The sequence below is a fragment of the Gardnerella sp. C0026F2 genome, from assembly GCF_056590715.1.
The window spans coordinates 564096-588181 of the sequence record NZ_JBWPWR010000002.1 but is presented as its reverse complement, the minus strand read 5'-3'; the positions used below and the strand labels follow the sequence as shown (position 1 = coordinate 588181).

At 38.5% G+C, this 24086-nt stretch carries 20 protein-coding genes and 1 tRNA gene; 9 read left to right on the top strand and 12 right to left on the bottom strand.

The annotated features are described in order from the left end of the window. Positions 1-70 precede the first annotated feature (70 nt). Positions 71-1195, bottom strand: coding sequence for a DNA polymerase III subunit beta (dnaN, locus tag AC1EK3_RS05060; RefSeq protein WP_480033052.1), 1125 nt, complete (start codon positions 1193-1195; stop codon positions 71-73). A gap of 429 nt (positions 1196-1624) precedes the next feature. Continuing rightward, positions 1625-3199 carry a chromosomal replication initiator protein DnaA gene (gene dnaA / locus AC1EK3_RS05055; protein WP_480033197.1) on the bottom strand — a complete coding sequence of 525 codons (1575 nt, stop codon included), beginning with the start codon at positions 3197-3199 and terminating at the stop codon, positions 1625-1627. A gap of 427 nt (positions 3200-3626) precedes the next feature. On the opposite strand from dnaA, the gene rpmH reads away from it, so the two are divergent. From rpmH to rsmG, 6 genes are all read left to right on the top strand, one after another. Next, entirely contained in the window at positions 3627-3761 is a 135-nt protein-coding gene (rpmH, locus tag AC1EK3_RS05050; protein ID WP_004106067.1) for a 50S ribosomal protein L34, read from the top strand. Between the two features lie 21 nt (positions 3762-3782). Continuing rightward, positions 3783-4280 (top strand): ribonuclease P protein component, encoded by a 498-nt coding sequence (rnpA, locus tag AC1EK3_RS05045; RefSeq protein ID WP_480033053.1) that lies wholly within the window; start codon positions 3783-3785, stop codon positions 4278-4280. 38 nt (positions 4281-4318) lie between these two features. Beyond that, the gene (yidD, locus tag AC1EK3_RS05040) at positions 4319-4639 is read left to right on the top strand and encodes a membrane protein insertion efficiency factor YidD (RefSeq protein WP_004119706.1); all 321 of its coding nucleotides are present in this window, start codon (positions 4319-4321) and stop codon (positions 4637-4639) included. Then, positions 4639-5652 carry a membrane protein insertase YidC gene (yidC, locus tag AC1EK3_RS05035; protein WP_480033054.1) on the top strand — a complete coding sequence of 338 codons (1014 nt, stop codon included), beginning with the start codon at positions 4639-4641 and terminating at the stop codon, positions 5650-5652. The genes yidD and yidC overlap by 1 nt, the downstream gene beginning before the upstream one ends. A 136-nt stretch (positions 5653-5788) precedes the next feature. Beyond that, positions 5789-6343: a Jag family protein gene (locus AC1EK3_RS05030; protein WP_415687574.1), complete on the top strand. Its 555-nt coding sequence runs from the start codon at positions 5789-5791 to the stop codon at positions 6341-6343. A 138-nt stretch (positions 6344-6481) separates the two neighbouring features. Further along, a complete protein-coding gene (gene rsmG / locus AC1EK3_RS05025) occupies positions 6482-7192 on the top strand; it encodes a 16S rRNA (guanine(527)-N(7))-methyltransferase RsmG (protein WP_480033055.1) in 711 nt (236 codons plus the stop codon). Positions 7193-7658: 466 nt separating this feature from the next. Here the strand turns inward: rsmG and AC1EK3_RS05020 are convergent, their stop codons facing one another. Then, positions 7659-7784 carry a hypothetical protein gene (locus AC1EK3_RS05020; RefSeq protein WP_480033056.1) on the bottom strand — a complete coding sequence of 42 codons (126 nt, stop codon included), beginning with the start codon at positions 7782-7784 and terminating at the stop codon, positions 7659-7661. A 185-nt stretch (positions 7785-7969) separates the two neighbouring features. On the opposite strand from AC1EK3_RS05020, the gene AC1EK3_RS05015 reads away from it, so the two are divergent. Together AC1EK3_RS05015 and AC1EK3_RS05010 are read left to right on the top strand one after the other, a co-directional pair. Beyond that, on the top strand, positions 7970-8941 hold the full coding sequence (locus tag AC1EK3_RS05015) for a ParA family protein (RefSeq protein WP_480033057.1): 972 nt from the start codon (positions 7970-7972) through the stop codon (positions 8939-8941). Then, entirely contained in the window at positions 8941-10293 is a 1353-nt protein-coding gene (locus AC1EK3_RS05010) for a ParB/RepB/Spo0J family partition protein (RefSeq protein WP_480033058.1), read from the top strand. The genes AC1EK3_RS05015 and AC1EK3_RS05010 overlap by 1 nt, the downstream gene beginning before the upstream one ends. Before the next feature lie 122 nt (positions 10294-10415). Here the strand turns inward: AC1EK3_RS05010 and trxB are convergent, their stop codons facing one another. The 5 genes from trxB to AC1EK3_RS04985 form a co-directional block, all read right to left on the bottom strand. Further along, positions 10416-11357, bottom strand: coding sequence for a thioredoxin-disulfide reductase (trxB, locus tag AC1EK3_RS05005; RefSeq protein ID WP_480033059.1), 942 nt, complete (start codon positions 11355-11357; stop codon positions 10416-10418). A 35-nt stretch (positions 11358-11392) separates the two neighbouring features. Then, the gene (locus AC1EK3_RS05000; RefSeq protein WP_480033060.1) at positions 11393-13612 is read right to left on the bottom strand and encodes a protein kinase family protein; all 2220 of its coding nucleotides are present in this window, start codon (positions 13610-13612) and stop codon (positions 11393-11395) included. 166 nt (positions 13613-13778) lie between these two features. Then, positions 13779-15575: a murein biosynthesis integral membrane protein MurJ gene (gene murJ / locus AC1EK3_RS04995; RefSeq protein ID WP_480033061.1), complete on the bottom strand. Its 1797-nt coding sequence runs from the start codon at positions 15573-15575 to the stop codon at positions 13779-13781. Further along, positions 15572-17995 (bottom strand): DUF6049 family protein, encoded by a 2424-nt coding sequence (locus AC1EK3_RS04990; protein WP_480033198.1) that lies wholly within the window; start codon positions 17993-17995, stop codon positions 15572-15574. Before AC1EK3_RS04990 ends, murJ begins: the two co-directional genes overlap by 4 nt. Further along, positions 17946-18722 (bottom strand): NUDIX hydrolase, encoded by a 777-nt coding sequence (locus AC1EK3_RS04985; protein WP_480033199.1) that lies wholly within the window; start codon positions 18720-18722, stop codon positions 17946-17948. Before AC1EK3_RS04985 ends, AC1EK3_RS04990 begins: the two co-directional genes overlap by 50 nt. Positions 18723-18764: 42 nt before the next feature. On the opposite strand from AC1EK3_RS04985, the gene AC1EK3_RS04980 reads away from it, so the two are divergent. After that, positions 18765-20237 (top strand): CCA tRNA nucleotidyltransferase, encoded by a 1473-nt coding sequence (locus AC1EK3_RS04980; RefSeq protein ID WP_480033062.1) that lies wholly within the window; start codon positions 18765-18767, stop codon positions 20235-20237. 57 nt (positions 20238-20294) lie between these two features. Here the strand turns inward: AC1EK3_RS04980 and AC1EK3_RS04975 are convergent, their stop codons facing one another. From AC1EK3_RS04975 to AC1EK3_RS04960, 4 genes are all read right to left on the bottom strand, one after another. Further along, complete coding sequence (locus AC1EK3_RS04975; RefSeq protein WP_415683165.1) at positions 20295-20921, bottom strand: LytR C-terminal domain-containing protein; 627 nt, start codon at positions 20919-20921, stop codon at positions 20295-20297. A gap of 129 nt (positions 20922-21050) precedes the next feature. After that, positions 21051-21947 (bottom strand): 16S rRNA (adenine(1518)-N(6)/adenine(1519)-N(6))-dimethyltransferase RsmA, encoded by an 897-nt coding sequence (gene rsmA, locus AC1EK3_RS04970; protein ID WP_480033200.1) that lies wholly within the window; start codon positions 21945-21947, stop codon positions 21051-21053. 55 nt (positions 21948-22002) lie between these two features. Further along, positions 22003-23490 (bottom strand): aggregation-promoting factor C-terminal-like domain-containing protein, encoded by a 1488-nt coding sequence (locus AC1EK3_RS04965; protein WP_480033063.1) that lies wholly within the window; start codon positions 23488-23490, stop codon positions 22003-22005. Positions 23491-23936: 446 nt separating this feature from the next. Further along, positions 23937-24013: transfer RNA gene (locus AC1EK3_RS04960), tRNA-Thr, on the bottom strand. Between the last annotated feature and the right edge of the window lie 73 nt (positions 24014-24086).

The window sequence follows — 24086 nt, the reverse complement described above, 5'->3', positions numbered from 1 at the left end:
AAAAGAAAAATGCGATATTACATTGTACATCAAAAAATAATCTAAAATACAATGCAATATCGCAACAATATTAATTATTAAAACGCATAGGAACAAGCAAATAGCGATAATCTGTTGATTCATCACCATCTGATTCCTGTTGACCATTAAATTCAACAGGTTTTACAGCTGTTGCCATTTTCATATGAACGAATGGCTCTGGAATAGCTCCTAAACCTTCAAGTAAGTAGTTTGGATTAAAGGCAACAGTTATGTCTTCTCCATCCATATCGATATCAAGTACTTCTTTTGCTTGCGATTCGTCAGCAGTACCAGCACTCAAAGTCAACTCTTGATTTGAAAAAATCATTCGAATAGGAGCATTTCTTTCGGCAACTAAAGATACTCGCTTAATTGCATTTATCAATAATTGTTTATTAATAATTGCATGAATAGGATATTCATCTACAAATAATCGATCTACAGAAGGGAATTCTCCATCAATTATTTGTGAAGTACTTGTACGACCGGAATTTTCAAAACCTAAAAGTGACTTATCTTCCTCGTTAAAATGAATAATAACATTTTGATGATCGTCAAGAGAATGAGCAATATCTCTTAGCAATGATCCACGAGTGAGAGTGGTTGAATGAATGTCATTATGTTCTGGTGTCCACTTAAAAGTAGATCTAGATAGACGGAACCTATCGGTAGAAGTCATAGTAACAGTGTCATCTTCAAATTGGATCCTAATTCCAGTTAGAACCGGCCTATTTTCTTCTCTAGATGTAGAAACAGATGCTTGATTTACAGCTTGAATAAATGTTGGCGCATCAACCTGACCTAATTTATTAGGCAATTTAGGCAAATCAGGATATTCTCCAAGAGGCATAAGTTGCAGAGTAAATGTTGATTTGCCGGAAGTAATAGTTAAAGTATTATTTTCAGATTTTAGATAAGTTTTTTCTGCAGGAAGAGACTTAGTAATATCTGCCATTAGTTTACCTAAAATAAGTATGCTTCCCTCTTCGTCAACACCAGCTTCAATATGATGGCAACTAGAAATTTGATAGTTGAATGCAGAAAGTTGCAATGTGCCATTTGCTGCTTCAATTTTTAAGCCTGCAAGAATAGGGTTTGCAGGGCGTGTGTCAATTACGCGTGTAGTCCAAGCTACAGCATCAGCAAATGATGCAGAGTTGACTTCTACTTTCATGCTTCCTCTTTTCTGTAAAGTCTGCATTTATTCTACAGTATGATGCTGCCTACAAAAAGATTTTTAAATATCTACAGTGCGTTTGTATCTATTATTTTTCTTATTAAATAAGTAATAAATAGAAGTAGTAATAAAGACTGTGTATATGTGGAAAAGTGATTAAAAAACCGCTTTTAAAAAGACTTATTAACATTTAAAAGATGTGGATAACGTCAGAATAACAATGTGCACAACTAGCCAACTTATCCACAGTTTTTTCTATTTTTTAAAGTTTCCACATTTTTAAATGCCTTATAAACAACTTAATAACATTTTTAAACGGCGTTTTCCACGAGTTATGCTCAGCTTTTACCCACATTTGTTATTAAGTATGTGGATAACTTTTTATAAACTTTTAAACACTTCTTCATAAATATGTGGAAAAGAAGATTATTTTCTACGATCAGTAGGATTTTGTTTCAAGCGAACAGTTAATTCCATAACGTAGTTATAAATTTCCTGCTTTTCTTGCATCTCGCCACTTACACGAGTGTAAGCATGCATAACTGTAGTATGATCTCTACCGCCAAAAACTTCGCCAATATCAACCAAACTCATGCTTGTCATCTCTCTTGCAAGATACATTGCAATTTGACGAGCAAGAGCAACGTTCTTTGTGCGCTGTCGACCAACAAGTTCATCAAAAGTCATGTGGAAATATTGAGCTACCTGACTAATGATGTCAGTTGGACGAACTTCAATATCTGTAGCAAAGAAATCTTGTAATGCTTGTTCAGCTAAAGCTTTACTAACAGGCTGATTGCTTAAAGATGCTACAGCAGTAACGCGCGTCAACGCACCTTCAAGTTCACGAATATTTTCTGTAAAACGTTCAGCAATTAAATCAAGTACGTCACTTGGAACATTACAGTGATTCATTGATGCCATCATTCTCAGAATTGCAATACGAGTTTCCAAATCTGGCGGTTTAATATCAACCGTAAGACCTGATTCAAATCTGGAAATTAAGCGCGCTTCAAAGCCCTTAAGATTTTTTGGAGCAACATCTGAAGCTATAACTATTCGCTTATTTGCTTGGTATAAAGAATTAAAAGTATGGAAGAATTGTTCAAGTGTTGCTTCTTTTCCACCAAGGAATTGAATATCGTCAATAAGAAGAACATCTACTTCGCGATATCGCCTATTAAAATCAGCAATTTGACCTTGACTTTGATTTGGTGTTTGAAGAGCTTCAATAAATTCATTAGTAAATTCCTCACTTGTTACATAACGAACTTTAAGTGAAGAATCTTTTACCAAAGCATAATTGCCAATTGCATTAAGTAAATGGGTTTTACCAAGACCTGAGCCGCCGTAAATACATAAAGGATTAAAATCTCTTCCTGAACCCTCTGCAACTGCCAAAGCTACAGTTCTTGCAAAACGATTTGAGTCTCCAGGCACAAAAGTATCAAACGTTGCACACGTATTTAAATGTGTAATTGCATCGCGCTGAACAGAAACAGGCATTTTTTGCTGTGCAACTTGTTCATTAGAAATATCAGTTTGTTTAAGAGTAGATATTCCAGTTGCATGATCAAAATCTGGTTGTACAGGAGAAACATCATTCGCTGTAACCGATGGCAAATCATTAGATGCTGAAACTGAAATATTATCAACAGGCAAAACTGTATTATCAGTTGCTACTTTATTTAAAATAGTATTGTTCTGTGCTTGATTAGATAAAGAATTTGAAGGACTTTGTGCAGTTTTTTCCTGATATTCAGATTGAGGCACAATCCTAAAAGCAGGAAACATATCCTTACCAGTGCAAATCTTTAATGCTGTAAGTAGAGGAGAATTTAATTCATTTTGCAAAGCTTGTTGCGTTTCAGCATTAGATACACACAAAACAATGGTTGTACCAAAGATTGCTTCTGGCTTAACACCTTCAAACCAACCTTTATCGCGCGCAGTTAAAAGGGCATTATGCTGTAAAACAGTAAGCGTATTAGACCATACCAAAGCAGCTTGCGATGTAGGATCGCCTAATGTATCAGCCATTTCACCCCCAAACTTGCATTTAGCGCATGTAATAATGCTGATTCTTTTTACGCGCGCACGTGTGTAATAAGTATCAGTAAGATATGTTTACTCTGACCCTACGAAGTTATCCACAGTCTAGCGTGTTGAAATTGTTTAATTGTGAATAACATGTGTGTAATTTGTGGATAAGTTTAAAGCTGAGATTTGGCTATTTTTCAACGATTTTGCGAGTACAATAAATTGTAATAGAAATGTGAATAAATCATTTTTATTTATATCTGACTATGTTGATTCTTTAATAAGAAAATGTGGAGTTTTGAGCATTGGTGAGGGGTAATAGTATTTTGGTATAGCTTGACTCATACGGGGCCATGCTTTTGCATGGCTGAATACAGGAGCATTAGTTATGAAGAGGACATTTCAGCCGAATAATCGTCGTCGTCACATGAAGCACGGCTTCCGCGTTCGCATGCGTACGCGTGCAGGTCGCGCAGTAATCAATCGTCGTCGTGCCAAGGGCCGCAAGTCACTGTCTGCCTGAGTTAAGGTAGCGTCGTAAGGCATGGAAAGGCTGAAAAGCCACCGTGATTTTGTTGCGGTGCTAAAAAAACGGCGCAAGGTGAGTTCCCGGGATATCGTCGCGCATTACATTATGCGTGACGATATAGCCGTGCAGAGCACACTTAACGAAGATAGAAGTGCAAGTTTAGATTATATTGCCACGGGTTTTGAAAGTGATACTCCCGCGGCATTTTCTGATACCTTCTTACATGATCAAAAAGTTGAACATGTAAAGAGGCTAGGTCTTGCTGTATCTAAATCAGTGGGGAAAGCTGTAGTTCGCAATAAGGTAAAAAGACGTCTACGAGTAATCGCAAAAAATTATGAATCTTTATTACCTGCAGGTTGTGACGTAGTGTTAAGAGCAAAACCTTCTGCAGCTCAATCTTCATTTGATTCGTTACAATGCCAGATACAAAAGCTTTTTGGCAAAATTGGTGCAGATTTATGCTCTACACAAAATTGCAAAATGCATGAGAATAATCAGAATCAAGGATAATTGAAATATATTATTTTGAGTAGATGGTGGTTATTGTTATGCGTAGTAAAAAAAGTTTAAGCTCTAAGTTTGTGATTAGTGCAATTAGATGGTATCAGCGCACGATTTCTGCAAATAGACCAGCTTGCTGTAGATACTATCCTACGTGTTCGCGTTATGCTATTGAAGCAATTGCTAGATATGGCACGTTTAGAGGTGGTATTCTTGCATTATTACGCCTTCTACGCTGTAGACCTTGGACAAGCTGCAGTATTGATGATGTACCCCGCAAATATTCGATTTTTTACAGATGTGCTTGGTCTAAAGCACATGAAGAGCCACGGCTAACTCCCTTGGCTGAAGAAGACAAGGAAAACTAATGTTTAATCAAGATAACTTCATACTTGATAATGGATTCTTTGGATGGTTTTATAAAATCTTGACGCCAGTTGAGTGGCTTATGACTCAAATTATGTCATTATTCCACAAGTTATTAACTCTTCTTGGAATGAATGAAATTGGCTTTTCGTGGGTTTTTTCCATCGTATTCTTGGTATTAGTTGTGCATGCGTGCATTTTCCCTGCATTTATTAAAAGCATTAAAGGCATGCGCAAAATGCAAGCTATTGCGCCTAAGGTTAAGAAAATACAGCAAAAATATAAAGGTAAAAATGACCCTGCAAGTAAAGAAGCTATGCAGCGTGAAATGATGAAGCTTTATCAAGATAACAAAGCTAATCCTGCTGGTTCGTGCTTGCCTATGATGATTCAGGGTCCTGCATTTATGAGTATTTGGTATACGCTTTCCGTTATTCCATTTATTGCTCGTGGCAAGCATGCGGCTCTTGGTGCCTTTGACATTGCAACAGCACAGCAATTCGTTAAAACTCGCGTATTTGGGGTTGGTGTTGCAGATACTTTTATGACAACTGCTGGCGAAGGTAAAATTGTCATAGTTGTATTTGTTGTACTTATGTGTGCTGCAATGTGGTACATGCAATTCAATAATATTCGTAAAAATCTTCCGCCTGAGTCTAAGCAGGGTAGCCAATATACTGTACAAAAGCTTATGATGTGGGGATTCCCGTTGATTTACGTTTTCTCTGCATTTGCTATGCCTTTTGCAATGTTGGTTTACTGGTTAGTAAACAACGTTATAAATATGTTGCGTTCAATTTGGCAGGTTTACGCATTCCCAACTCCTGGATCTCCTGCAGCTGAAGAAAAAGAAAAGCGTGACTATCAAAAAGAAACTGCTCGTCGTGAGCGCGAAGGTTTGCCTTCTATTGAAGAAGAGAATCTTCAAAAAGCTCGTGAGGAAGCTGAGCGTAGAGAGATTGAGGGATTCCAACGCAAGCAGCCACAACGTAAGCGTAAGGTGGCAAAGCGCTAATATTTAGATACATTTTGCGGATATATAAAGTCATTTTTATGACTTGAAAATAAGTTAGTAACTTGGCTTTATTATCCGCTAAACTAGACTTCAGAAATTTTTAAAACGTGAATTTTCTCACGATAAGGAGTAATTAATGGTACAAGATGAGAAGAGGACGGTTGATCAACTCAATGAAGAAGCTGATATTGCCGCAGATTATTTAGAAGGCTTACTCGATATTGCTGATTATGAGGGTGATATTGAGATGGGTGTGCGCAATAATCGCCCAATGATTCAGATTGTTGCAGATGATGACACTGATATTAAGAATTTAATTGGTCGCAATGGTGAGGTTGTCGATGCTTTGCAACAATTAAGCCGTCTTGCTGTTCAGCAAAAAACCGGTGATCGTTCTCATCTTATAGTTGATGTAGATGGATTCTTAAAGCGTAAGCGCCAACATTTGCGCGATATTGCTTTAGATGCTGTTGATGATGTGCGTGAAACTGGTGAACCTGTGAATTTGAAGCCAATGAATTCTTTTGAACGCAAAGTTGTGCACGATACTGTTCGTGACGAAGGTTTGCGTTCCCGTTCACATGGTGAAGAACCACATCGCTATGTAACTGTTTACATGCCTTCAGTTGCTTCTGAAGATGAAAATATTGACGAAATTGACGATGTAGACGGCGAATATTCTGAAGAATAATTAATTTTTATTTAATTGTTTCTTTTCAAAGGAAAAGAGAAATAAAATGAAAAGTAACACAATGAAACAAAAAATGTTTTGTTGTGTTACTTTTTATTTATTTTTTATTATATTTCTTTTATTTGTTTTGGGGAAAATATGGAAGCTAGTTTAGATAAAAAATATGAGGAAGATGCACAAAAAGTAGCGGACGAATTAGAAGGATCCCCATTGTTAAGTGAAGTTTTAGGTGAAGCATTAGAAAAGTGCAATCTGTTTCACGTGAAACTTCAGCAAGAAGGATTAGTAAGAGGTCTTATCGGTCCTAGAGATATGAATATTCTTTGGGAAAGGCATATATTAAATTCTGCAGCAGTTGTTCCTTTTATTAAAGAAGCAGTAGTTGGTAGAAAAAATAAAAGAGTTGCAGATGTAGGTAGCGGCGGAGGTTTTCCTGGTCTAGTTTTAGCTGCGTGCTTACCTGATTATGACGTTACTTTGATTGAACCTATGGAGCGTCGTGTTGACTGGTTGCGTGAGTGCGTTGCTCTTATGAAATTAAAAAATGTTACTATATTTCACGGCAGATCAGATGAAGTTATTAACAAAATTAAGTCACATGAAATTCCAGCGTTTGATGTAGTAACATGCAGAGCCGTAGCTCCTATGACGAAATTAGCTGGATGGACTATTCCTCTATTAAATAAGCACGGGAAATTAATAGCATTAAAGGGTAAATCTGCTCAAGCAGAAGTAGAAAAAGCTGTAAAAATGATTCGAAAAGCTGGTGGCACAAATCCTCGCATTCTTGAAGCGCCAGTTGCATCTGGTTTGCAGCCGACTACAGTCGTATTAATCGATAAAGCCTAATTTTTTAATTAAAATTTGTGTTTGCGCGAGTTATCGTTTAATGTGGAGCGAGTTTGTTTTCGATGTTCTTGGCTTTCGTCTATGAGTTTTGGCTGGTGTTTGGCTGGCGGGTTTCTGGAGTGGCTGTGTGAGATAGGAATTACTTGTCTCGCAGCGCTCCGCTCTTATACCTTATTTGGACTTAAAGGTTGCGTAGTTAAGTTTAGTTTTTTACTTACTTTTTCTGCAAAAATAGTATTCGTCAATAAGATTATTACTATCGTTCCGCTTTTATATTGCTCGACCAAGCAATTCCTATCTCCCACTCGTAAATTCACCCACCGTTGTTCTGTGGTGTGGTAGGTGCGTCTGGCGTGATGTTTGCAGCAGCACGGATGTTAGCGTTCTCTAGGCAATAAGACTCAACGTCTGCAGAGCGATACTGTTAAAGTTCACTAAGCAATAAATAATCGACGTTTGCAAAGCATTACTGCAAAGCTACAGATACAGCGTCTGCAGAGCACTGGAGCAAAGCTACAGATACAGCGTCTGCAGAGCACTGGAGCAAAGCTACAGAAACAGCGTTCGCTGAAGCACTGGTGCAAAGCTTCATGAACGTGCAAGCATCCGAGCAGTGCGAAAAATCGAAAAATATGTAGTTAGTTATGGAATAAGGTGTTGATGTTTCATGTGAAACATCAAAAAATTTGTGCTTTTTATGTCCATAGAAACGACGAAACTTAAAACACGATATTTTTATTTTAAGAGTTTCGCATATTTAATTGGGGGTGATACATCGTGGAATCAGCTGCTGAAACGATTCAACGAATTTTTGGAGATTCAAAATCCTCCCTAGGTATTGAATTGGCAGATTTGACATCTCGTTTTCATTCCATTGAACAGGCGAAATATCCTAAGCCTAAGCAAACGCGTTTTATTGCTGTTGCTAATCAAAAAGGTGGAGTAGGAAAAACAAGTTCTGCTGTAAATCTTGCTGCAGCTATGGCTGTGAGTGGATCAAAAGTACTTCTTATTGATATGGACCCACAGGGGAATGCGTCAACTGCATTAAACGCTCCTCATACTTCTGGTGATTTGTCAGTTTACGATGTTCTTGAAGGGCGAAAAAGTATCGCTGAAGTAAAACATGCTTGTCCAGATATTGAGGGACTTGATGTTGTTCCAGCATCTATTGATTTAAGCGGTGCTGAATTAGAGCTTGCAGATATGGATAATCGTAATAATCTGTTAAAGGATGCCTTGCAAGAATATCTTGATAATAGCAGCGAACACTATGATTATGTTTTTATCGATTGTCCTCCATCGCTTGGCTTATTAGTTATTAATGCAATGTGTGCTGCACGTGAAATGCTTATACCAATTCAAGCTGAATATTATGCTCTTGAAGGTTTAGGGCAACTTATAAGAACTATTGGTTTAGTCCAGCAACATTACAACCCAATTTTAGTTGTTTCTACAATGCTTGTTACTATGTTTGACAAGCGAACTTTATTAGGCAGAGAAGTTTTCCAAGAAGTTAAAAAACATTATCCAAATATTGTGCTTGAGACTACGATTCCTCGTACTGTGAAAATACCTGAAGCGCCAAGTTTTAATCAAAGTGTTATTACTTATGATCCTCATGGATCAGGAGCGGTTTCTTATCGCGAAGCTGCGTTAGAAATTGCGAAAAGATCTAAGACTGTATTATCTGTTATTGCAGCAAAGCAAGATGCTAATCGACAAGAACAACAACAGGAGAATAAATAATGAGTGGAAATAAGTCTCGCCTGGGTAAAGGTTTAGGTGCTTTGTTCCCATCTTTGCCTGGCGAGGATGCGCTTGCCGATGCATCTAATAATTTGCAATTTAATGTTTCACATGAAACACAAAAATCCGAATCTGTGGATGGTCAGTTAGAAAAACAAGCAAAAGTTTCACGTGAAACGTTAAATAAAGATAATAATCAATCAAAAAATGTTTCACATGAAACAAAGGTCCCTAGCATGAGCAATTCAATTGCTCCTCACGCGGATAAGAATAATAACAAAATAAAGAATGTTTCACGTGAAACCGTGTCGTCAATTAATGCTAACAAGCATTCTCACAAACGTTCAACTATGCCATCTCTTGGAGATGTCACTAGACCTATGGATTTCTTTTTTGGAGATTCAGCATCAACGACATTTATGTCGTCTAAGGCAAAAAATAATGAAGAAACCGTTATTGGTGAAAAAAATAACGCTGCTGAAAAATCAAATAAAACCGCAGAAAATGAGCCTTTGAAGCCAGTAAAAGGTGGGTATTTAGCTTATCTTAAACCGCTAGATATTGTTCCTAATGCACACCAACCTCGAACAATTTTTGATGAAGATGAGCTTCGAGAACTTGCATCATCTATTAAAGAAGTTGGCGTTTTACAGCCTATAGTTGTGCGACCTATTGTTGATGCAGATAAAAATGATGAACAAATTGCACATTATGAACTTATTATGGGTGAGAGAAGATGGCGTGCTTCTCAGCTAGCTGAACTTGATACAGTTCCAGCGATTGTGCGCACAACTGCTGATGAAAATATGTTAAGAGATGCATTGCTTGAAAATCTTCATCGCGTTGCTCTTAATCCTCTTGAAGAAGCTGCAGCATATTCTCAGATGATAGATGATTTTGGTTTAACGCAGATTCAGCTTTCTCAATCTGTATCAAAATCACGCCCACAGATTGCCAATACTTTAAGGCTTCTTAATCTTCCTGCTAGCGTGCAAAAACATGTCGCCTCAGGCGTGCTTTCTGCAGGTCACGCACGAGCATTACTTGGCTTGGAAAATCCAGAAGATATGGAAAGTCTAGCTAAGCGCATTATTGCAGAAGGATTGTCGGTTCGTAGTACCGAAGAGATTGTTTCGTTGAAGAATGAAGATACATCTAATGGAGTAGTGCGTACGCGCGTGCGTCGCAATAATCAGTGGTCTTCTTCGCCTGTGCGCAAGCAGCTTGAGGAGCATTTTGCTACCAAAGTTTCTATTAAGGGCACAGAAAATCACGGTCGCATTGAAATCGTATTTTCTTCTCCTGAAGAAATGCAACGAATTATTGGTTTACTTGTTTCTAAAAAAGAATAGTAGTTTTAATAAAATACGTGTGACATTTGTCTACAATATAATAGCTTAGACTGTAATGTCACACGTAAATTTAATTGTATTTTGCTTTTACTTTTAGTAAGCCTTTGTGTAATAAGTAAGATTTAAGCGTATTTTTCGTTAAGATAAGCTTGAGCATCAAGAGCCGCTCTACATCCCATTCCAGCTGCAGAAATTGCTTGGCGATATATGCTATCAACAACATCTCCAGCAGCAAAAACGCCTTCAACAGAAGTGCGAGTAGTTGCGCCATCAACAACAATCGTTCCATCTTCATTAAGCTTTAATTGGTCGTTTAAGAACTTTGTTGCAGGAGTGTGACCAATTGCCACAAACAATCCGGCTGACTCAACTTCTTGAGTTTCTCCTGTAATAACATTGCGAACAGTAAGTGAAGTAGCTTCTACATCGTTGCCGTGCACTTCATCTACAACACTATTTGTAATAAATTTGATTTTTTCGTTCTCTTTTGCTCTGTCAACCATAATCTTTGAAGCGCGGAACTCATTTCTGCGGTGGATTAAAGTAACAGAAGAACCAAATCGCGTGAGGAATAATGCTTCTTCGAAAGCAGAATCTCCTCCACCAACTACAGTAATCGGCTTTCCTCGGAAGAAGAAGCCGTCACAAGTTGCACAATAAGATACACCTCTGCCGGAGTACTCTAGTTCTCCTGGAACGCCCAATTTGCGCACTTGCGAGCCCGTAGAGACGATAACTGCGTCAGACTCATAAGTTATACCGTCGTCGGTAGTAACGAGCTTTACAGCGCTTTTAAAGTCTACAGAAGTGACATCGTTTAGCAATATTTCTGCGCCAAATTTTTCAGCTTGTTTTTGCATAGATTCCATTAAGTCAGGACCTAAAATACCTTCTGGGAATCCTGGATAATTTTCTACTTCTGTTGTATTCATCAATTGACCGCCTGGAGTAAGAGCTCCAGCAATAACAAGTGGCTTGTACCCAGCGCGACCCAAATATATTGCAGCAGTGTATCCTGCAGGTCCAGATCCAATTATGATAACTTTTCGAAGCTTATTTTCCATTACTTATTTCCTTAAAAGCAATTATTGTAAGAGATTCAGTACAGTTTTACAGAATTGATGTACAAACTGTTCTTAGGCATGCTATCTTTTGGAACCCAGAGCATGAAATCTTGAGATTTTACAACCTTCTTAAGCTTTACGTCTGTTGTTCCACTTTCGTCGAACGTAAATTCTGCTACTTGAGTTCCCTTAGTTGGATCATTCTTAGTATTTGCCAACAAATATGCGTGACCGCCAGAAGAACGTATCGAAACAACGAAGCGATACACAGTTTGTGGTTCAGTTAAGTGAATATAGTACCCGTATCCAGCTTGATTAGCTGGGAAGCTTAAGAATTGATAACGATCAGCTTCGTAAGCAACGTTATTAGTAGGAATCTTAGGCTTAGGCACAGGTTTTACTTGCTTACGACCCATATTTTTCTTAGCAGGTTGCTTTTCTTGAGGAAGAATACCTTGGCTGCCAAACGGAACATTTTCTTGACTAGTGCTATCCCATGAGCCGTTGTTTCCGAAGGTATCTGCGCTTTCATGATTTCCAAATAAACCATGTAATGCCAAAGCTAATCCAGCTACAAGAAGCAATGAAACAGTTCCGATAGCAATAACTTTGGTTGAAAGACCCCACCAAATCTTAGCATCTGCAATAGTGTTGTTATTTTGTGTATTCTGCTTTTGTTTGTGCAAAGTAGAGGATTGTTCCAGAGGCTGGAAGCTTGGCGGCAAAGAATGTGATCCATTTTCTTGACTATCGTCGTCTTGACCACTGTTTATTTCGTCTCTAAGCGCTCTTGCTGATTCCTCTCCAGGAGCTACAAATCTTCCGTGAGAATCAACAACAGGAACGCGACCAGTAGATTCGCCTTCTGAAGTTAAGTTTTGTGGTCTTGACATTAATTCTGTGTGCTGATTATTTTCAGTAAGAAGATGCCCAAAATCAAAACTGCTAACTACGCCTGTTTCGCTAATAGCATTTTTGGCGATTTGATTTCTTGTATTTTCAGCGTGATCAAAAATATTTTTAGACGTAGCAGTATCAGGAAAATGCTTATATGAGGCAGACAATGTTGGGAAAATAGCATCGTCTGTATCGAGTTCTGTAGGAGCGAGAATGCTAGCCATTTCTGCTGCTGCAATATCATGAAAATCTATATCTGTATTGGTGTTACTTTCGTCGCTAAAATTATTTTTGTCACCGTTTTCAGAATCTGAGTTAGTGTTGCTTCTTTTAAGAAGAGATCCTAATGTTCTCCCAGCATTTTTGAAACTATTACTTAATTTAGCGGATCCATTTGTATTGTTTGAAATAGTGTTGGCTGAATTAGTTGAAGAAAAATCGTTAGAATCCTGATTATTTCTTTGCATTAATTGCGCATCGAATTCTTCTTCACTTTGTGAAAGACCTTCAGGCAAAGGTAGTATAAAATCATCTTTTGCTTCGCGAAGTCGAACATTGCTAATAGAAGCAGCACTTGTTTTACTATCAAGCACAATATCTTTTGTTGTGAGCTTCGATAACGGCGTGTATGAACCTAATAATGCTACTAATTCTGCAATAGATGCCATAGGTATTACGTTGTTATTTTTATTTGTAGCTAGGCTTCTTGTGCAAATCATCCTAAATTCTGAAGGAGTATTATCTGGCAAAAGAGACGCATCAAAACGAGCTTGTATTCGAGAAGAAGTTCTAGTAATCAAAGTGTATAACAATGATGCAAGTTGCCTAGTTGCAGTATGTTCAACATTTTGCCTTGGAATTTGATCATCATCTTTTTGAGTTACATCTTCCAAAAGAGGACTTACTGGAGTATCTGCTAACTCAATTCCTGAAGAACTTATGCGAACAGTGTCACTAGAAATAGCATGGTGAGTAATATTGCTAGCAAGTAATCTGCTTAAAGCTTGTGCAGTTTCTGCAACGATAGTTCTTATTGCTTCGTAACTTAAAGGTGCTTTTTTAAGAGCTAAATAATCATTTATAGTAACACCACGATCTAAAGCTGTAACAATAATTGCAACAGAATCATGATGCTGTAACTGAAGTACTTGCGTAAACTTGCGGCTATGCGATAAAGCCAAGGTTGATGCAATTGTATTTACTTGCGGCAAAAAACGTGAATCTCGTACAATAAAAAGCTGGCAATCCTGCGTAAGTATGCGGTCATTTGCTTGCCACACTTGCAAGCCTGCTTCGTTGCGCAAAAGCGATACTAATACGTATCGATTTAGTACAATGTCTCCTAACCGAGGTTCCATTTGTTCCTCATCTTCCTACGCATGTGCAATAAGTAACTTAACATTTTTTACTAACACATAATTGTACTGGTGAGTCGTCATGTTATGTACAGCATTTTGCTGTTATTGAAATAATTTCCCAAATAATCACATATTTTAAGGAAAAGCTCAATATGAAACTAGGCGCTTAGAAGTTTTTACCGTTAGAAGGATCATTATATTTTGCGCCGGATTGTATTCTACGCGGAACTCTAAGATTTTTCTGTTCGTTATGTGATTGATTTCTTGCAGTTTCTTCAAAAATTTTAGCAAGAGGAATGAGAGCAGGAATCTTTTGGGCAAGCTTACTAATTATTGGAGCAGACAAATCTACAAGTTCTCTGGTCTTCAAAAGTAAGAGTGCTGACAGATAAACAACAGCAATAATAATTGTTATTATTGCGCAAATAAGTATTGCGTATACCCACCTTAACGCTCCATGCATGTGTGGAGAAGTAAAGTTTAGAACGTGCAATAATGGTTTACTTATTAAGAAGCCAACAATAATAGATACTATTGAAGCAATGATAATTTTTATATGTGTAATTATAAGATTTCGATCATCTAAATTATTGTTGAAACGATTTCGAAGCATGTGAACAAGCGCAGGGAAAGTCAAGAAGTAGCTTATTGAAACCGACGAGCCTAAAGACGTAACCCAATAAGTAGGCGGCAGTACATTAATGCAACAGACAAAGGCAAAAAGCTCAGTAAGAAGTTGCGCTGCTGCGAAAATAAAAGGACTTTTACCGTCTTCAAAAGCAAAAAATGTGCGTTGAATAATCAAATAGCTACTAGTTAAAGGCAAGCCAAAAGCTAGCATCATTAAAGGTGCAGACATAAGGTTTGCTTCTTGAACGCTTATTGATGGTATTAAAGCTAACGAAATAGGTGTTGGAATAACAATAAAGACAACTGTAAAGAAGCACATAATTATGCTTACATGCCTTAAAGCTTCACTTAAGTCATTGCGCGCGCTATTTAAATCGTGAGATGCAATAGAGCGTGAAATTTTAGGGAAAATCGCTGTTGCGACAGATACTGCAACTAAAGAGTATGGCAATAGGAACATTGTGTAAGCGTTTTGATAAGTAGCATTACCTGCTACTTCAAACTGGTCTAAGCCTAAACGTTGTTCGGCAACAAATGGGACGCTTGTTGTTATATGCGTAGTAATCATTACAACTATTTGTGTAACAATAACAATGCCCATGCTCCATGCAGCAACAGGACCCATCGATCTTAAGCCGATATCTCGTATGCCAAAACTTGGCTTGTAGTGTATTCCGCATTTCATAAGAGGTAGGAATAACACTAAAGCTTGTGCTGCTACGCCAATAGTCCAGAATCCTGCAGTGAGTAAAAGAGTATTGCCATTCCAAAAACTTAATGGCATCTTATTTGCTTTGCCAAAGATGATGATAAAAACGCCAAACCCTAAGCAACTAATAATATTTGCTGCAACTGAACTCCACGCGTACATGGCAAAATGTTCTTTTGCTGCCAAAACTTGCCCAAGTACCGTATAAATGCCGTAAAAGAAAATTTGAGGCATGCACCACAAAGTAAATGAACAAGTTAATGTTTGCATTTCTGCGCTTCCGCCGGCGTATAGCATAGTGAGCACAGGCGTTGCTATAGACATAAGAACTGTTAGTGCGAGAAGCAAAAGAATTGCAAATGTAATAAGTTTATTTAAGCGTTCCTCGGCATTCTTCTTTTCGAGAGTGCGAACAATTTGCGGTACTAATACAGCGTTGAAAATTCCACCTGAAACAAGCGTATATATTAGCTGTGGAATCATAGAACCAGCTTGATATGCGTTTGCTGCCAAACCTGTTGTTCCAAGGGCTGCTGCTAACAAGATAGTACGTATTTGACCTGTAATGCGCGATGCGGCTGTTCCGCTAGCCATAATTACAGAATTTCGACCTACTGAACTCATTCGTCTGGATCCTTCTTACGGTGGAATTGCCTCCAAAGGCCAAGAAGACCAAGAATGAAAGCAAATACTATAATAATCGTACCGCTTTTATCACTAATTTGCAGTGTACTAGTAATAAGCGTGCTCTGTTCTTTTGTAAATGCTCGATGCTGATTGTCTTCAAGCACAAAAGTAGCTTTTGTGTGAATTGATGTAGTAATTCTCAACGGTAAAGTTACTTGAGTTTCGCTATTAGCTGGAATTTTTACTAAAGTTTTACGGCGCGTAACAATTTCCATAGCATGAGTATTTGCAGATAAATACACTTGCACAGGGTAAGAGTATGTGTTACTTATCGTAATAGGCATGCTTGCTGTTTCGCTTACGGCAGTAATATCATGCGGTGGGATTATGCGGATTCCATTCATCAGCGTATTTGCAAAATTCTTAGCAGTATTTTTACCTATACAAGATTTGTTATTTTGCTTGCTGTGTGCAGTAGTTTTGGCTGGATCTTGCTGCTCGATCGTATTATTTGTAAATTCGTGCAAAGAAATATCGTCGTATAAGCGTAATAAATACTTTTCTAAGTCTTTTATGTTAATAAGTTTTTTTGTTTTGGCTGTTTGTTTTGCAAGTGCTTGAGCGTCACCTTCAGTATTATGAGGATGCTTAGCGGCACTATAATCGAGAATATTCTTAGTAAAACGTAAAACGTCTTTCCTTGAATGTGACAAATCGTTTAGGCAAGAGCGTCTTGTTTTAGTAATATTCGCGCTTATAGAGCTGTTGCTAGATATTGCACGTATTATGGAATTTTTCTTCCAGTCAGGCAAGGCGTCTTGCTTTGTATTTGCCATTGTTTGCAAGTCGCTTAGCGACAGCCAAGGAGATTGTTCTAATGCGCTCATAACAGCATCAATATTTGAATTAGATGCATTATTCGAAAAAGTAATAAGAATATGCCTATCAACATACGGCTGTTCCATTTGGTAGAACGCGCTTTGTGCCACTAAACGATTAATGCGCCCAGCCTGAGTTCGTTCGCTTGTTGCGCTATCGCTTGTAGGTTTTCCATTTGCTAAAAGAGTAAGCACTGACTGAGGTGACAAAACTCGCACATTCCCTGCGGGCGTATCTATATCGTATATGCCATTTCTAACAGCAAACTTTGAAGCATTATTGTCAAATTCGTCTGTTGCAATAACAGTTTCATATCCATTACGTTTCGCTTGCTCTAGTGCATGAATAGTCCACTTGCCGTATGTTTGCCATGCATAAGCTTTATTTAAATTATGATTAGCTGAGTCTGTTTGTTTTGAATTATTTGCTTTAGTAGTATTTTTTTGCAATTGCGAATTTTTTGCAGACCATTTTTCTTTAGTAATTCCTGCCGATTTGTACAAATCGTCATTATTGTCGTCTGCATAAGCGCTGATATCAAAACCAGATTGTTGCATATAAGCGCTTGGTTTGAGTGTTAAATGAGACGCTTGTATTGTGCTTAAATCTGCAATTGTTTGTAATTTTGAGTGTTTATTTGCTAAATCAGCCTTCTCAATAATGTTGTGAATACTATCTTTGTCGGCTCTAAGTAGCGTTTCTAAATTATCGCTAGGCTGAATGTTATTAGTTTTAAAATTGCGTAAATCGTTTTGTGTACGAATTAATATTGGCATAAGCGCAGTAAGTTTCATCGCTGGTAAGTTAGCTGAGTGCATGCCAACATTTGCTCTTGTCAAAAAAGAATGTATCGATTTGTATTTTGAATAATTTTGTGAGAAATACGTAATTTTTAATGGTTTTGGACCCCAATTCAGGATGGAACGTAATTCTTGTTTATCTGCAGGTATGTTAAAGCTAAGAGTGCACGTGTGACCGGAAGCTAAACTTGGAGTTTTTATGGAATCTAAAATTTGAGGAGTTGGTATAAGAGATTCCTCTTGCGACCAATTTTGCACGTCCGTGCGCGAAACAAAAGTGTAATTGGAATTTATAGAAAGTTGTAAAGTGCCTTCTGGAAGTGCCGTTTTTACGGCTTTTAGTGTTGCAGTAAGGTGGTATCCGCTTTTATCTGTTACTACAGGCGTTGCTTGAGTTATATCTATTTCAATGCCCTTGCTATGCGGATTCTCATACGTAGATTGTTTTTTATCTTGTCTTGTAGAAGTTTTGTCAGATAAATCTGCTTTTTTCGTGTTTGCATATGCGTAATTTGCTAATCCTGCATATTTTGCTGTTGGAAAAGCAAAAATTGCTGCAAATACTACGAATAATATAAAAATAAAACGCGCAGAAATTAAGCAAGTATGTAACGTAATTCGTAATAGAGAAAATACGTATGAAAGTGACTTCTGCTTTAGAGCAGTAGACGCATTTGTGGTCTGATGTTTACGCGTGAGTTTCTTCACTGTTAGACCGCCTATGTGCTTTTTTGGCATAAAGCCATGCAATTTTACGTTCATTTGGATAGCTTAATATTGCATTAAGTTCTTTAAAATTCACCCATATTGCATCTTCTGCTTCGTGATCAGGATCTCCTAATACAGATAAGTCGCCACTTACGTAACGTAACGCAAAATGGTGCACTAGCTTGTGTACTCTATGCGTTGTGCCTGTAAACCAATAGTCGATTGTGGCAATCGAATCTACTACTTCGCCAACTATACCCGTTTCCTCATGAATTTCGCGAACTGCTGTTTCTTGAGGTGTTTCACCTTTTTCTATATGTCCTTTTGGTAGACACCATTCAAGGTGTCCGCTTCTTGAATGACGAGCAATAATTGCGACACGCCCGAGAGAGTCAAATACTAAACCGCCTGCGGAATATTCTCGAATAATTGGCAAGTCTTGCGCGTCTAAAGAAGCAAAAGTTGTAGGAGTATCTGCCTGTCTGCGTGGTGGCATAAGTGCTGGAGATACGCCTGAGAAAGAAGATGTTTTTTGAAGATTATCTTCCGGTGATTCTGAGTCTTGCGCATTGCTGTCATCCTTAGAAAACAGCGGAATATCAACAATATTTTGTTCTTCGCAACTGTCTTGCTGGCAAGACTTTTTTCTATGCATTTTAGCTAAATCAAGTGGCGTAATAACAGGAGCAGCTTGATTTTGGGCATGATTATCCGCAAGCTTGGCGAGCGTACGTCGTAAGTCTGCAGGAGTAATCATATAGTCAACATTACTCAATCCGCTGTGCATTGGGGTAACGGTATGCTGGAATATAGATTGATTTTTGCTGAAAGGGTGTCGGTAAGGGTGACTGAGAACTTCGAAGTTTGGCCTGAAGCTATAGAGTTGGGGCGACTTTTTGCTGAGCGTCATTATGAACTTGCATTAGTTGGTGGTCCTGTAAGAGATATGCTACTGCATCGCGTGTCGCATGATCTTGATTTTTGTACATCAGCTCGGCCTGAAGAGTTTGAACATATTTTGCGTCGCTGGGGACATGATGGTTTTTGGGATATGGGTCGTAAATTTGGCACGTTGGGAGCTATGCGTCGACGTGCTGATGGTACAGAAGTAAAAGTTGAAATTACTACATACCGTTCTGATGTGTACGATCCAGATTCTCGTAAGCCTGAAGTGCAATACGGTGATACTTTAGAAGGTGATCTTTCTAGGCGTGATTTTACTGTCAATGCAATGGCGTTGCGCGTGCCAGATTTAGAGTTTGTAGATCCTTTTGGCGGTGCTAGTGATTTAGCTAAAGGCGTGTTGCGAACGCCGGTTGATCCTCGTCAATCTTTTGATGACGATCCTTTGCGTATGATGCGTGCAGTTCGTTTTGTTGCGCAACTTGGGTTTAGTATCGAAGCAAATACTGCTGAAGCGATTGTAGACATGGCAGATAGGTTAGATATTGTTTCTGCTGAAAGAATTCGCGACGAAATTGCTAAAATGTTACTTTCGGACAGACCTCGTAAAGGGTTAGAAGCTCTTGTTGAATCTGGTATAGCTCAGCGAGTTCTTCCGGAGATTCCAGCTTTACAGCTTGAAATTGACGAGCATCATCGTCATAAGGATGTTTTTGAACATACAATGATGGTTCTTGAGCGCGCTATCGCTTTGGAAACAGATCAAGAAGGTCCAGTGCCATCTCCAGATTTAACATTGCGTCTAGCTGCTTTATTGCATGACATTGGGAAGCCAAAAACTCGAAAATTTGAAGATGGAGGAAAAGTTAGTTTTCACCACCATGATGTTGTTGGCGCAAAAATGACTCGTAAACGTTTGAAAGCATTGCATTTTGATCATCATCTTATCGACGATGTTACTGAATTAGTGAATTTGCATTTGCGTTTTCATGGGTATGTTGATGAACCGTGGACTGATTCTGCAGTTCGTCGTTACGTAAAAGATTCAGGACATCTGTATGAGCGATTGAATCGACTTACTAGAGCAGACGCAACCACTCAGAATCGTCGCAAATCGTTAATGTTTGAACATGCGATGGACGAGATGGAAGAGCGCGTAAAAGAGCTTAAAAAGCAGGAAGATTTTAACGCTATTAGACCTGATGTAGACGGTAACGAAATAATGCAATTATTGCATTTGCAACCAGGTCCAATAGTTGGTGAGGCTTATAAGCATATGCTTGATTATCGTCTCGATAATGGTCCGGTAGATCATGATATTGCTGTAGAAGAATTACAACGATGGTATGAAGAAACGTACAAAAAGTAAAAGTTTACTCGTTTAAATAAAAAGTAGCAGTATAAAATATTTTACTGCTACTATTTTTTATCTAACTTCCTTATGCTGAATTGCCTTAGGAATGTTTTTCATAAGGTCAGCTCTTATACATCCTTGCACTTCATGTATTGCTGCGCCTGCTGCTGGAACATCTACTTTAGGGCGAAGATTATTAAAAGTCGAGCCAAGCACAATATCGACGAGTTTATCTTGCCTATCGTCCATTCGCATAATTGCATCGGCAAAATTAGCGCTTACTGTATAAGCTTCGTTAATGGCGTTTTTTCCAAAGTAAATAATTGTTCGTTTGATATTGCTTGATTTGTTATTGTTAACTTCTGTTAAGTTAAATCCTCGAGCATTTAAAGCTTCGCCAACAGCGCGAGCAAAACCGCGGAACTTTGTGCCGTTTAGAACTCTGATTGTCACAGCTCTATTATCTACGTAAGGGGCCTTGGCTCCTTCTTTTCCTATTATTGCGCATGGAGCTGGAACGCCGTAATTTGGGTTATCTTTTGGAGCGCGCACAGAATTTATGCCAAAAGCGTGGAATTGCACGAGTAAAGCAAATATAAAAATTACGCCTAAGCCTACGCTCACTGTAGTGAGTACAGATCTTTTTCTTTGATACATGAAAGCTTTACGAGCAATACGTTCGTCGTATTCTTGCGTCATGTTCACTTCCGATCTGTGGTTTATAACTTTGTTAGCAGCAAGTTTACACAAGCTGCAGAATATACGTAATATTTCATTGCGTAATATTTTATTTTGCATATTTATTCAACGAATAAATATGTGTTTTATTTATAATTTACAATCTTTGCATGCGCGATATAAAGCAATAAATTCATCGCAAGTAAGCGTCTCGCCGCGTCTAGTTGGGTCAATTCCAGAATTTTTATATGCTTCTTCTGGAACTTGATTTTTAAGAGCTGCGTGCAATGTCTTACGTCGTTGTTGGAAGGCTGCATCAATTAAAGCGAATACTCCCTCACGCTCATTGTTGTCGCCTTTGCTTGTGCAATCGCGAGTAAAAGAAACTAATGCTGAATCAACGTTTGGTGCTGGCCAAAACACATTACGACCGATAAGCCCTGCGCGTTGGGCTTTTCCATACCACGCCAACTTAACACTTGGTGTGCCATATACTTTATTCCCAGGTTGTGCGCATAAACGATCTGCTACCTCTTTTTGAACCATAACTAGAAAATTCTGTAAGTTGCTAAATTTTTCTAGTAAAGTAAGAATAATAGGCGTCGCAACATTGTATGGCAGGTTTGCAACAAGAGTAAATTTTTTAGCCTGTGCAATTTGTGGAACATCATCGGTATTTACTGTTAAAGCATCTTTTAGAATGACGTTAAATTTTTGCACTGCTTTAGGCATAAATTCTTCTACAGTATGCGGCAATCGTCGAGCTAACGGAGGGTCTATTTCTACTGCAGTAAGCTGTGCTCCTGTTTGCAATATTGCAAGAGTAAGAGAACCAAGACCAGGTCCTACTTCCATAACGGTATCGTCAGGTTTAACTTCAGCTGCTGCTACTATTTTTCGCACTGTACCAGGATCAATAACGAAATTCTGACCAAACTTTTTGGTAGGAGTAATGCCTTCCTCAGCAGCGATACGTCTAATATCTGCTGCGCCTAAAAGCTGACCTTCATTTTCAATGCTGATTTCTGTCAAAGTTTTACCATCCAAATTTCGTAACAATTAACCCGTTGCGCCAAAGTGCGTTAAAACACGCTGCTGCCTTTTAATACCAGCCAATTTCGCGCGAATGTTTTACTGCTCCGCTAGGTGTTTTGTATCTGCCTTTAATGTAACTTATACCCCAGCTAATTTGTATTGCTGCATCTTCATGCCAATTAGCTCCTGCGCTGCTCATCTTATCTCCAGGAAGAGCTTGAGGAATGCCATAAGCGTGTGAGCTAGGATTTTCTGCGTTCCATCTCCATCCAGATTCTCTATTCCATAGCCATAAAAGATCTTCCCATTCTTTACCGGTCCAACCCATTTGCGCAGCTGCGCCTTGAGCAAATAATTTAGCTTGTTCTGGAGTAGCATGTACGAGGCTATCAGGATTAGAAGTTGGTGCAGGTGCAGGTGGATTAGCTGCAGGTGCGGGAGCAACAGATACGGTTTGTTGTTGAGTTTGTGATGCTTGTGCACCATTGTTGCTAGTAGTATTTTTCACATTGCTACTGTTCTGGTCTTTATTTTGAGCCTGATTTTGCGTTTTATTCTGATTTTGTTGAGTCTGCTGTTGGCTGTTTTTCTTTTCTTGTTTTGCAGATTGCTCAGCATCCTGCTTTTTTGGTTGAGATTTTGTTTGCTGCTTGGATTGTTTTGGATTTTGTGTATTCGTATTATTTTTGTGAATTGGTGTAGGAGCAGCTTTACCCACAGCAATAACTTGATTAACTGCAGGCTTTACTAAATTTTGCGAAACTAGGGTTGCGCTTTCTGCTTTTCCATCTACGTACGTAACGTTATAAACATCTTCGCGCTCACCGTTCACGCCGGCTTGTTGTACAACGCGAGAATTTGCTGGAAGTTTAGGATCTACTACAGTTTGTGTGGCAAAAGGTAGCGAAACTGTGCGAGTTTCTTTACCATGAGTAACTCGAGAAATACGTAAAATAGTATTTCCATCATCTTCTTCTACGCTTACGCGATCTTCCTTGCCGAGAACTATACCTTGAGAATCAAGAATTGCGCTCGCAGGTAAATCTCCATTTTGTACGACGCGTGTTTTACCGTCAGCGATAACGCTAATTGGGCCTTTTTTATTAATTGATAAGCCGCAAGTTAGTTTATCGTAAATATTTTGCAAATTTACTGTAATTCGTGAAGCGTTTTTAGCATTAGCTTTAAAAAAGCCGATTAATTGATCGACGCTAGTTGCAACAGTCCAAAACGGTATAGTTACTCCATCTACAGTGATAGAAGTTTGATAGGCACTGCGAACTGTTACGGTAGAATGATTTGTGAGAATATCTCCAGAAGAAGAAATAACTTGATCGTGAGTTTTTACTGGAACGTGTTGTTCTTCTAATAAGCGTATTGGATTTGTTGAATAAGTGCTTACAATGCGCGTTTTTCCATTTACGACCATTGCAACAGATTTTTTAGCTGTAAATATAAACAAGCTTGTTGCTGTGAGTGATATAGCTAAAACGCATGCAATTATTCTTGCACGACGCATTACTATTAATCGTCTAGGCGTCCATCGACGTGCCATACAATCACTCCTTCGCAATAACGCTAACTTTTCTATTATACCTTCAATATTGCATTCAAAATTGAGTGCAAAACAAAATAAAAGTGGGGGCGGGAGAGAAGGGGATATTCCCGCCCCCTATGAGGTGGAGCTGGTTGGGGGACGCTCCACTCTCACCTCGGAAACCCTGAGTTGGGGGAAGGCTTCCGAGTTCTTACTCGCGAAAAGTTTTGTTATAAAGATGATTATGTGCGCAGATATAGATTTGTTATTTTCATAATACGCCATAATTTGGTACTGCATATGAAAAGTAGAAATTTTTTCTATTTTGAATAGTTAATTAGCTGCTATCCCCTCTGCTTTAATCATTTCACGTCATTATATGTGATACGAAAGATAACAAAACTGTAGTTTTGAAATATGAGAATAGAAAATAACAAATACTCACGAAATGAGCGGAATAAAAATGGAGCCTCCTGCCGGGATCGAACCGGCGACCTGCCGCTTACAAGGCGGCCGCTCTGGCCATCTGAGCTAAGGAGGCGATGTTTTCTCATTAGCATAACGAATCATGCTAAGTAGAACAATTGATTAGTGTACCATATGCCACGTCATTA